This is a genomic window from Acinetobacter sp. CAU_H_60 (assembly GCF_058599385.1).
This window is the reverse complement of the sequence record NZ_CM178653.1, coordinates 111130-122526: the sequence shown is the minus strand read 5'-3', so window position 1 is coordinate 122526 and position 11397 is coordinate 111130. Positions and strand designations below refer to the sequence as shown.

Below are 11397 nucleotides of genomic sequence, written 5' to 3'. Positions count from 1 at the left end.
ATTAGTTCTCCTCTTTGTAGTCAGCAACTGGATGCAATTCAGGAGTCGCCTGAGGTGCCCAAGCCACCGGACGATCAGTATCTAACTCAAAGCTAGAGATCGCGTCTTTCACTAAACGTGCATCGACTTCGCCTTCATCTGCCAGCTTCTTCAAGGTTGCCACGACAATATGTGCGGCATCGACACCAAAGTAGCTACGCAGGTTGCCACGCGTATCTGAACGGCCATAACCATCAGTACCCAAGGCTACGAACGGACGGCTATCTGGAAGATAGGCACGGATCTGTTCGCTATAGGCACGCATGTGATCGGTGGCCGATACTACGATACCGTCCTTGTCACGTAACTGCTGAGATACCCATGGCTCTTTGGCTTCTTCGGCCAGTGGATGCAGGCGGTTATATTCCTCACATGCCATACCATCACGAGCCAGTTCATTAAAGCTGGTCACGCTCCAGACATTGGCATGAATCTGATATTCCTCACGCAGGATTTTCGCGGCCTTGATGACTTCACGCAGAATCACACCTGAACCCATTAACTGAACCGTAGCTTTCTCGTCTTCTTCCAACAGATACATACCACGCTTAATGCCTTCTTCTGCACCTTGCGGCATTGGTGGATGTTCATAATTTTCGTTCATCAGGGTCAGGTAATAGAACACACGTTCCTGATTCACATACATACGTTGCAGACCATCATGCACAATCACGGCAAGCTCATAGCCAAAGCACGGGTCATAAGAGACACAGTTCGGAATGGTATTGGCCAGAATGTGTGAATGACCATCCTGATGCTGCAGGCCCTCACCATTTAAGGTAGTACGGCCAGCGGTTGCGCCCAGCAAGAAGCCTTGCGCCTGTGCATCACCTGCGGCCCAGGCAATATCGCCAATACGCTGGAAGCCGAACATCGAGTAGTACATGTACATCGGAATCATTGGCAGGTTATTGGTTGAATAACTGGTCGCCAAGGCTGCCCATGCGCTCATCGCACCGGCTTCATTAATCCCTTCCTGCAGCATATGTCCGTCTTTGGCTTCACGGTAATGCATCAACTGTTCCTGATCTTCAGGGGTATATTGTTGACCATGCGCTGCATAGATCCCCAATTGACGGAACATCCCTTCCAGACCAAAGGTACGTGCTTCATCCGGAACAATCGGTACTACACGGTCCTTGATTGCTTTCTCTTTTAACAAGGCAGAGATGAGACGGACCATGACCATGGTGGTGGACTGTTCTTTACCGTTTGAACCTTTAAGCACAGCATCAAAAACAGAAAGCTCAGGAATCGGTAAAGATTCGCTTTCTTTGCGACGTGCCGGCAGATAACCACCCAGTGCCTCACGGCGTGCCTTCATATATTTAATTTCAGGCGAGTTTTCACTTGGACGGTAGAATGGAATTTCTTCCAGTTGTTCATCAGTAAATGGCAGGTTGAAACGGTTACGTACATATTTTAATGATTCCAGCTGCATTTTCTTGATTTGGTGGGTCTTGTTCACCGCTTCAATTTCATCAGACAGACCATAACCTTTTACGGTTTTCGCCAGAATCACCGTTGGCTGACCTTTGGCCTTGGTCGCTTCTGCATAGGCAGCAAAGACTTTGTACGGGTCATGACCACCACGGTTCAGATTATCAATATCTTCATCGCTCAGGTCTTTAACCAAAGCTTCTGCTTCTGGATATTTACCAAAGAAATGTGCACGTGCGTAGGCACCACCTTTCACCTGATAGCGCTGGTAATCACCATCCACTGCTTCTTCCATAATCGCTTTGAGTGCACCAGATTTGTCTTTATCCAGTAGTGGATCCCAATGACGACCCCAGACGACTTTAATGACACGCCAGCCGGCACCACGGAACAATGACTCAAGTTCCTGAATGATCTTGCCATTACCACGTACCGGACCATCCAGACGCTGCAAGTTACAGTTCACCACCCAGATCAGGTTATCCAGCTTCTCACGACCCGCCAGTGAAATCGCGCCCAAGCTTTCCGGCTCATCCATTTCGCCATCGCCCAGATATGCCCAGACTTTACGGTCTTCTTCCTTAATCAAGCCACGGTTCATCAGATACTTTTGAATATGCGCCTGATAGATCGACATGATTGGACCCAGACCCATCGATACCGTCGGGAACTGCCAGTAATCTGGCATCAAGTAAGGATGAGGATAAGAGGGTAAGCCTTTGCCGCCGACTTCACGACGGAAATTATTCAGATGCTCTTCAGTTAAGCGACCTTCTAAAAATGAGCGGGCATAAATCCCCGGTGCACAGTGACCTTGATAGTAAATCAGGTCGCCACCGAAGCTGTCGTTATTGGCACGGAAGAAATGGTTAAAACCCACATCATATAAAGTGGCAGATGAAGCAAAGCTGGCCAAGTGACCACCCAGGTCATCACCGGTTTTATTTGCGCGAAGCACCATTGCCAAAGCATTCCAGCGAATCAGCGCGCGAATACGGCGCTCCATATCCTGGTCGCCCGGCATCGCAGGTTGTTCTTCTACAGAAATAGTGTTTAAGTAGGGAGTATTTAAACGCTGAATAGGAACATGTTTGGCAATTGCGCGTTGATAAAGTTTTTCAAGTAAAAAGGCGGCACGCTCGGTTCCCATGTGCTGCAAAACAGAGTCAAAAGCGTCTTGCCATTCTTGGGTTTCTTGAGCGTCGGTATCTCCATAAAACGCCATAATCTACAGTTCCTGAAAGCCAAATTGATCACTTATATGTATCATATTTACGGCTTATGCAGGTATGGCTCTGGCTGAATGCGGTTCTGGAGTACTATTTATTATCTAAATATCCATTGACACTTTATTACACAAAGTAACAAAAAGAAGTCAATAATGGCGATTTTTTATACGACAGTTATAATTCCGGGTGATAATATAATATCTAAAAGCAATTAGACCGAACTCCTTCTCTACTCCCTGGAAGAAATGTTCAGCCTAATTGCCTTAAAAGCGTTTTGATTGATTTTTTATGAGTATCAAGTATCAGACGTATTAAAGTATTTCAGTTATTTTGAGCAAAGCTACGCTTAAGGCAACATTGCTAAATAAGTTGAAGGATTTTTACGTTGACCGTCTTTTACTACTTCATAGTGTAGATGAGGACCTGTACAACGACCTGTACAACCTACATTCGCAATATGATCACCAGCTTGCACCTGATCTCCCACACGTGCAATCAAGCGTGAAGCATGGGCATAACGAGTAAGGTATCCATTACCATGGTTAATTTCGACATACTGACCATAACCTGTACCCCAACCCGATTTGGTTACGATACCAGGACCAGTTGCGTAGATCGGGGTACCGCTTGCAGCAGCCAGATCTAGGCCTGAGTGATTTTCAGCACGACCACCCATGGTACGGCCGCCAAAATTTGAGCTGACACGTTTCATGTCGGGTAATGGATGAGCTACTAACCATGAATAAGGGTTATTTGAAGATGCAACTTTGCTGGATGAAGAATTGCTATATTTTTGAGCAATGGTCTGATTATTCAGTTCAACCGGTTTTTCACGTAGCTGAACATTTAATTTGGTTTGTGCGGGAATATCAATATCTTCAGGATGGGTATAAGAACCCTGCGATAAAGTACGTGTTAACTGCTCAAGACGGTCAGGTGTAGCATCTTGTTGATTCAGATCCACTAAATCTGCAAAAGCTACTGAAGCAGCTGAAACCGAAATAGAAAATGCCAATAGGATACGTCGCATAGGCATATGCATAAAAAACCTCTCTAAACTGCTAATCGAGTTTCTTGAAGATCTCTTCCTTGATATCCACTTTAAGAAGCGCATAAGATTAAGACATAAACATGTAGGAATTATGTATGTCGGAACCTGTCAACGTCTTTCAAAAAACAAGAAAACAGATAAAAATAGGAAACTTTTCGTTTCTCTCATCACAAGTTTCTGCATGGCAGAAGCTTACGAAACTCGTACAACCGCTATTGCCTCAACCCGAACAATGGCAAGTTGCCTGCTATCAAAATGGTGTGTTAACGATTACTGGTGAAAACCAAGCCATGATTTCTCAATTGGCTTATCTTCAAAAGCAATACATCTCACAACTCTCTCAAATAAACGAATTAAAAGATCTCACTAAAATCCAGGTTTGCTTAAGGAATCCATCCCCTGTTCAACCGGTTCCAGAAAAATCTGAAAGAGCCTTGAGTCCAGAAACACAGGAATTACTTCGCGGTGCTGCTGACTTTATAAGCGACCCTAAGCTTAGCCAAGCTTTACTACGTTTGGCAAGCAATAAAAAGTAACATTGCAATGAGATGTAATAAATTCCAATGTTGTTTTTATGTGACAGGTGTCACATTAGATGCAGCTAAGTTATAACACAAAGACACAAAGACAAGGACTTATGTCACAGTTACATAACTAATTGGACATTGAGTTACGTCATCAAATGTTACAATTTCATAGCTGCTTGGGTCACTTTTCACGTTACGCAATAGTTGATTATTCAAAGCATGCCCTGATTTGTAACCATCAAATTTGGCAATGATCTGGTGGCCTAGCAGGTATAAATCACCTACTGCGTCCAGAATCTTGTGACGTACAAACTCATCCGAGAAACGCAAACCTTCTTCATTGACCACGCCGGTTTCATCTACACCGATCGCATTTTCCAAGCTTGCACCCAAAGCCAGATTATTGGCTTTCAAGTAGTCAAGGTCTTTCATAAAGCCAAATGTACGCGCTTCACTGACTTCATAAACAAAGGTTTCTGTAGAAAAATCGATGCTGGCAGACTGATGTTCTTTTTTAAAGGCAGGATGATCAAAATCAATAGTGAAATTTAGCTGAAAGCCGTCATGTGGGCTGAAAATCGCCCGTTTATCATCGATCAGGGCTTCAACAGGTTTAATAATTTTAATAAATTTCTTTGGTGCATCTAGTTCTTGCAAGCCGCCCTGCATGAGCAGATAAATGAAAGGTCCGGCACTACCATCCATAATGGGAACTTCTGAAGCTGACACTTCAATAATCAGGTTATCAATGCCCAGTCCCGCAATGGCGCTCATCACATGCTCAATCGTACCCACTTTGGCATTTGACTGAACCAGATTCGAACACATGAAAGCTTCTTGGATCAATAAGGCATCCGCAGGAATATCGACAGGTGGATCCAGATCAATACGACGAAACACAATGCCCCCATCGGCGTGGTGTGGCACAAAGTTAATCATAACCTTCTGCCCACTATGAAGACCGATTCCGCTCGCTTTCACGATACGTTGCAGGGTACGTTGTTTCAACATGCTTTTTATCATCTGTTCACCAATAAAACCGCTATACGTTAGCATATTTGGCCATTGATAAAAAACAAAAGGTGGCTCTAAAGCCACCTTTTCTGTGCAATCATCGTAAACACATGCTGTTACATATTATTTGCGCTGTTGATTTTTAAGATAATCTTGGATGCTCATTGGCGTTGGACGCGGACTAGAAACTGAAGCGGCAGGATTAGCTGCTGCACCTGCTTCATTTTGCTGGCGCTGAATTGCCGGTACATCATCATCTTCAACTACTGCCTGTGATGATGATGGACGTGCTGCCTGTACATTCGCGCGTTTAGTCGGCTCAACCGAATCTGCAGCATGGCGAGTCAAACCAGTCGCAATCACTGTTACGCTGATTTCATCACGTGCATCCGGATCAAATACTGTACCGTAGAAGACCTGACCTTCGTCCAGATCCACGATCTGGTTTACAACATCAGTAATTTCTTCAATTTCACCGAAGGTTACGTCATCACCACCAGTCACGTTAATCAGAATACCTTTGGCATTCATGATAGTGACGTTATCCAGTAATGGGCTGCGAATCGCCTGCTCTGCTGCCTGACGTGCACGGTTTTCACCACGACCCAAGCCTACACCCATCATGGCATAACCACGCGTACTCATTGCAGTTTTCAGATCGGCGAAGTCAAGGTTAATGTGACCAGGACGTACCACCAGATCAAAGATACTACGTACTGCATTCAACAGTACATCATCCGCTTTTTTATACGCATCCTTCATTGAAATATCACGGAAGACTTTCAATAGACGCTGGTTTGGAATGATGATCAGAGAATCTACGTGCTGTTCTAGCGCTTCAATCCCCTTCTCGGCAGATTGCAAACGGCGTTTACCTTCAAAGTTGAATGGCGTAGTCACGACACCAACAGTCAGGATACCCATTTCTTTGGCAATTTCAGCAACGACTGGCGCAGCACCGGTACCTGTACCGCCACCCATACCGGCAGTAACGAATACCATATCGGTACCTTCAAGCTGCTGGCGGATCAGTTCACGGCTTTCTTCTGCTGCCGCTTGACCGACCTGTGGATTTGCTCCAGCACCCAGACCACGTGTACTTTGCTCGCCCAGCTGAATTTTAAATTCGGCTTCCATGCGATCCAGTGCCTGTTTGTCTGTATTGGCACAGACGAACTTTACGCCCTGGATATCGGACTGCAACATATGCTGTACAGCATTACCACCCGCACCACCTACACCAAATACAGTGAAACGGGCTTGACCATTGCTATCGCTATGATCTTCTTCGAAAAATTCAAATGAGGCCATGACCTATAAAATTCCTAATTCATAATTGGCAGTCACTAAGCCCGTATACTGCCTTAATCTTGATAAAAATTGTTTTTAAGAATGCTGCTCAAGCAGGCACTTGTCAAGTACAAGCCCGATTAACTACAACTTCCCAACAATATTCACAATAAAAATCGCTTAAAAGATCGCTTTTAACGTTTCGTTAAAACCTGACCATGCCCGTTTAATGCGCTGTGTTACTGATAATTTGTCCCCGTCTTCGGTTTCAACGAGGGTTTCCTGGGTATCACTCTGACTAAACATCAGCAAACCAGCCACTGTTGCGTATTGGGAACGACGTAAAGCCGCCTGGTGCTGTTCATCCGCATAGACCTGTACCGGCGGATTGCCCAGATGTGCAGATACACCCAAGGTACGGCGTACAAAGCTGACCATACCTTCAATCTGACTGGCATCACCAGTCAGCACCACACCATGATACAGTCCCTGCATCGCGCCATGGTTTACCAGTTCATCACGCACCAGACCCATGATTTCTTCATAACGCGCCATGATAATTTCAGTCAGTTCAATCCGGCTGATGGTTTGTGGTCCGTCAATGCCCTGGAACTGAATCATATGCTCTGGTTTAACCACTTTCAGGTCAACACAGCCGTAGAGTAATTTCAGACGTTCTGCTTCTTCTGTTGTGGTCTGTAGAACTGCTGCGATATCACGGGTGACATGTTCACCGCCACGCTGAATAGTATGGGTTAACGCCAAACGTCCATCCAGATAAACAGCGACATTGGTGGTTCCCGCACCGATATCTACCAGACACACGCCGTATTCTTTTTCATCTTTGAGCAGGCTGGCTTCAGCGGTAGCCAGACAGGACACCACCATTTTCTCCACACCGATATTGGCTCCTTTTAAAGCGCGGTCAATATTCTGCATGGTGCTGATCGGTAACATCATCAAGTGATAATGCCCGGTCATGCTATGTGCCGACATACGGATCGGGTTGAGTACCCATTCCGGTGCATCATCTAGCTCGAAGCCCAAAGGTACCGCACTCACCAGATAATGATCTGAGGTGACATGACTGGCTTTGGCCAGCTCAAGTGCCCGCACCACTTCACTGGTCGTAATTGAATGTTCACTATTATCAATGGTGGTACGACCCGAGGCATAAAAGCTTTTTAATTCAGCACTTGGAATCGAAATCCACGCAGAATGCACACGACATTCAGCCATATCTTCCGCTTCTTGTACGGCGTTTTTAATGGCGGTAATGACTTTATCGAGACTGACAATTTTTCCTTTATTCATGCCTCGGTTACGAGCGGTCGCCATCCCAATCACTTGGATATTGTCTGGCGCGTGTACCTTACCAATCAAAACTGAAACTTTGTGTGTCCCAATGTCAATCGCCACAACCGAGGGAACAGCTTCACTCATTATTAACTACTACCATTACGTGTTTGTTAGATTTATGGCTTTATAAGGCCTCTAGTTTTTAAAGCCGGTCATTATGGCTTTACTGTTACATTATTCTCAACGCCCGTGTCATTAATGGTTACAATAAATTGACCATTTACAATTTTAGGCGGAATTGAATTTTTCCATTGAATCGCCAATCCATTGCGATAACGCAGGTCGATCGCTGAAATTTTCGACCATACCGGTTTTAGTTCGCTATAGGACAGATGACTCAAACGTTGCAACTTGCTCATGGTCTGGTCTTTATCGACAATTACACGCAAACCTGAATCAAACTGCATAAACCATGTCATTCGTTCAGTTAAATATAATTCTTTTAAACGAATACCTTGTGGTAAAAATAACTGATTGATTTCATTATAACGTCGCATCATGGTATTTGCATGAGTAGAGGGTCCATGCAGCAACGGTAAAGCTGAATAATCTTTAGGACTGACTTCAGTGAAAATAATGCCGCTATCACTTAGCAGTCGTCCTGTACCCCATCGGGCAATAGCATGATGCGGCATTACCCGGACATGAATCTTGTCTGGCCAGGCACGAGATACAACCACACGGTCCACCCAAGACAGTTCCAGTGCGCGGTCACGAATTGATTCCAGGTCCGAAGTAAAATAGTTTTCAGTCACAATCGGTGAAACGTACTGCATGACCTGGTGCTCTTCAGCTGCTGAACGCGTTCCTGCCACTTTCAGCTCTGCTACCTGAGCATCAGTCATCACCTTGTATAGGCCAAAAATCCCAAAAGCCAGCACCACCAGCGCGACACACAACAAGACCCAACCACCCAGGTTGGTCAGTTTTTCTTTGCGTGTCGGCGGCTTGTCGTGAATTGAGGTAATCGCAGCACGTTTACGGCGCATGGTTGCTGGGAGTTGAGCCATAACTTAGTGTGCCGCACCGTTTAATGTTTGTTCCAGAATCGCTACACAGAGCGCGTCAAAACTATAGCCAACGGCTGCAGCCGCTTTTGGTACCAGAGAATGACTGGTCATACCTGGAACTGTATTCACTTCCAGCAACCAGAAATTACCCTGTTCATCCTGCATTGCATCAATACGACCCCAGCCACTTGCACCCACTGCCTGGAAAGCACGTAGAGCCAAAGCTTGCAATTCTTTCTCTTCAGACTCGCTCAAGCCACATGGAATGCCATACTCCACATCATTACGTTGATATTTAGCTTCGTAGTCATAGAAAGCCACATCTTCTGGCGGTTGCAGGCGAATAACGGGTAAAGCCTGACCATTCAGAATCACAATGGTAAATTCACGGCCTGTGATCCATTTCTCTGCCATAACAACGGCATCATGTTCAGTCGCTTTGGCAATCGCATCGGCAAAGTCTTCTACTTTTTCAACTTTACTCATGCCAATACTCGAACCTTCATGTACAGGCTTAATGATCAGCGGCAAATCTAAAGCAGATACAATTTCTTGCGCATTCGAGTTCTTGGTCACGATACGGTATGGCGCAGTAGGTAATTCTGAACCCTGCCAAACCTGTTTGGTTTTGACTTTATCCATACCAATGGCAGAACCCTGTACGCCTGTACCGGTATATGGAATATTCAACCATTCCAGCGCACCCTGAATCTGGCCGTCTTCACCGCCACGACCATGCAATACCACAAACGCACGATCATAATTTACTAGCTCGGTAACACTACGCTCTTGTGGATCAAACGCTTCTGCATTGACCCCAGAACGCACTAATGCCTCAAGTACGGCGGTTCCACTATCTAGCGAAACCTCACGCTCTGCAGATTTACCACCCAGCAATACGGCAACTTTTCCGAATTTTGAAGCATTTGACACGTTTATATCCTTAAACTTTTTGAATCTGTTCAATCAGTCATAACATGACTATTTTACTTTACATATAAATGATTTTGAGCAAGTTCGATTGAGATTGCTCCAACATTACCTGCGCCTTGGGTTAATAACAAGTCATTTGCTTGCAATACCTTTTTCATCACCTGGCTCAGGTTCCCCTCGACCGGATCAATTAGGATTGGTTCAACTTCCCCACGTAAACGGATACTACGTGCCAATGCGCGACTATCTGCACCTACAATTGGCTTTTCCCCTGCCGGATACACTTCAAGTAAGAGCAGTTGATCGACTTGTGAAAGCACTTCTACGAAGTCATCAAAACAGTCACGGGTGCGGCTAAAACGGTGCGGCTGGAACATCATCACCAGACGGCGATCTGGATGGCTGGCACGAGCCGCTTTAATAGTGGCTTCTACTTCTTTTGGATGGTGGCCATAGTCATCGACCAGTTTCACATCACCGCCTTCAAGTTCGAATTGACCTTGTACCTGGAAGCGACGACCCACGCCACTAAAGCCTTCCAGTGCACGGCAAATAGCCGCATCAGATACACCTTCATCCGTTGCAATCCCAATCGCAGCCAGGGCGTTGAGTACATTGTGCAGACCCGGCTGATTCACAGTCACGCGTAGCGGCTCACGATCTTTACGTAATACGGTAAAGTGACTGCGCATACCTTCCTGTACAACATCGACAGCACGAATGTCATTGTCTTCGTTAAAACCATAAGTCAGTAATGGACGACCAATACGCGGCATGATTTCACGGATATTGGCATCGTCACCACACACCACTGCTAAACCATAGAATGGCAGTTTTTGCAGGAACTGGATAAAGGTGTCTTTCAAGACATCGAAGCTACCGCCATAAGTATCCATATGGTCAGCATCAATATTAGTGACAACGGCAGCCATTGGTTCCAGATACAGGAATGACGCATCTGATTCATCGGCTTCTGCCACGATATAACGGCTCGCACCCAAAGCGGCATTCACACCAGTACGGTTCAGCAAACCGCCGATCACATAAGTCGGATCCAGATTTTCTTCTGCCAGCATACAGGTGATCAGACTGGTGGTTGTGGTTTTACCGTGAGTGCCTGCAACCGCGATCCCGTGACGGTAACGCATCAGCTCACCCAGCATTTCTGCACGGCGGACCACAGGTGTACGGGTTTCAAGGGCTGCCTTGATTTCCGGGTTTTCCTTATCAATCGCGGTAGATACCACGATGACATTGGCACCCTTGATGTTGCTGGCTGCATGGCCGATATAGACCTTGATGCCATTTTCTTCTAATTGAGCCGTGGTTTTAGAGGCTTTGATGTCTGAACCAGAAACTTTATACCCCTGGTTTTTCAGTACTTCAGCGATCCCGCACATCCCTGCACCACCAATCCCTACAAAATGGATATGCTTGATCCGGCGCATTTCCGGGACTTTAATTAATTTCTTTGCTTGGTCTGCTGGGGTTACTGGAGACATAAT

9 protein-coding genes are annotated in these 11397 nt (G+C 45.7%); 1 reads left to right on the top strand and 8 read right to left on the bottom strand.

Features of this window, described 5'->3' with window-relative positions; translation table 11 throughout:
• Nucleotide 1: 1 nt before the first annotated feature.
• Nucleotides 2-2704: a pyruvate dehydrogenase (acetyl-transferring), homodimeric type gene (gene aceE, locus AC4MBN_RS00580; protein WP_125279167.1), complete on the bottom strand. Its 2703-nt coding sequence runs from the start codon at nt 2702-2704 to the stop codon at nt 2-4.
• A gap of 350 nt (nt 2705-3054) precedes the next feature.
• Nucleotides 3055-3744 (bottom strand): M23 family metallopeptidase, encoded by a 690-nt coding sequence (locus AC4MBN_RS00575; protein ID WP_419365471.1) that lies wholly within the window; start codon nt 3742-3744, stop codon nt 3055-3057.
• Nucleotides 3745-3854: 110 nt separating this feature from the next.
• Between AC4MBN_RS00575 and AC4MBN_RS00570 the strand changes: the two genes are divergently transcribed.
• Nucleotides 3855-4295 (top strand): DciA family protein, encoded by a 441-nt coding sequence (locus tag AC4MBN_RS00570; protein ID WP_313584174.1) that lies wholly within the window; start codon nt 3855-3857, stop codon nt 4293-4295.
• A gap of 99 nt (nt 4296-4394) precedes the next feature.
• On the opposite strand, the gene lpxC is transcribed toward AC4MBN_RS00570, so the two are convergent.
• From lpxC to murC, 6 genes are all read right to left on the bottom strand, one after another.
• Nucleotides 4395-5297, bottom strand: a complete 903-nt coding sequence (gene lpxC / locus AC4MBN_RS00565) for a UDP-3-O-acyl-N-acetylglucosamine deacetylase (RefSeq protein ID WP_034170289.1) — start codon at nt 5295-5297, stop codon at nt 4395-4397.
• A 126-nt stretch (nt 5298-5423) separates the two neighbouring features.
• Entirely contained in the window at nt 5424-6611 is a 1188-nt protein-coding gene (gene ftsZ, locus AC4MBN_RS00560; RefSeq protein ID WP_125279164.1) for a cell division protein FtsZ, read from the bottom strand.
• A gap of 159 nt (nt 6612-6770) precedes the next feature.
• Complete coding sequence (gene ftsA / locus AC4MBN_RS00555; RefSeq protein WP_034170249.1) at nt 6771-8033, bottom strand: cell division protein FtsA; 1263 nt, start codon at nt 8031-8033, stop codon at nt 6771-6773.
• Nucleotides 8034-8104: 71 nt separating this feature from the next.
• On the bottom strand, nt 8105-8959 hold the full coding sequence (locus AC4MBN_RS00550) for a cell division protein FtsQ/DivIB (protein WP_491880474.1): 855 nt from the start codon (nt 8957-8959) through the stop codon (nt 8105-8107).
• A gap of 3 nt (nt 8960-8962) precedes the next feature.
• Nucleotides 8963-9892, bottom strand: a complete 930-nt coding sequence (locus tag AC4MBN_RS00545) for a D-alanine--D-alanine ligase (RefSeq protein ID WP_179991918.1) — start codon at nt 9890-9892, stop codon at nt 8963-8965.
• Nucleotides 9893-9945: 53 nt separating this feature from the next.
• The gene (gene murC / locus AC4MBN_RS00540; protein ID WP_005232692.1) at nt 9946-11394 is read right to left on the bottom strand and encodes a UDP-N-acetylmuramate--L-alanine ligase; all 1449 of its coding nucleotides are present in this window, start codon (nt 11392-11394) and stop codon (nt 9946-9948) included.
• Between the last annotated feature and the right edge of the window lie 3 nt (nt 11395-11397).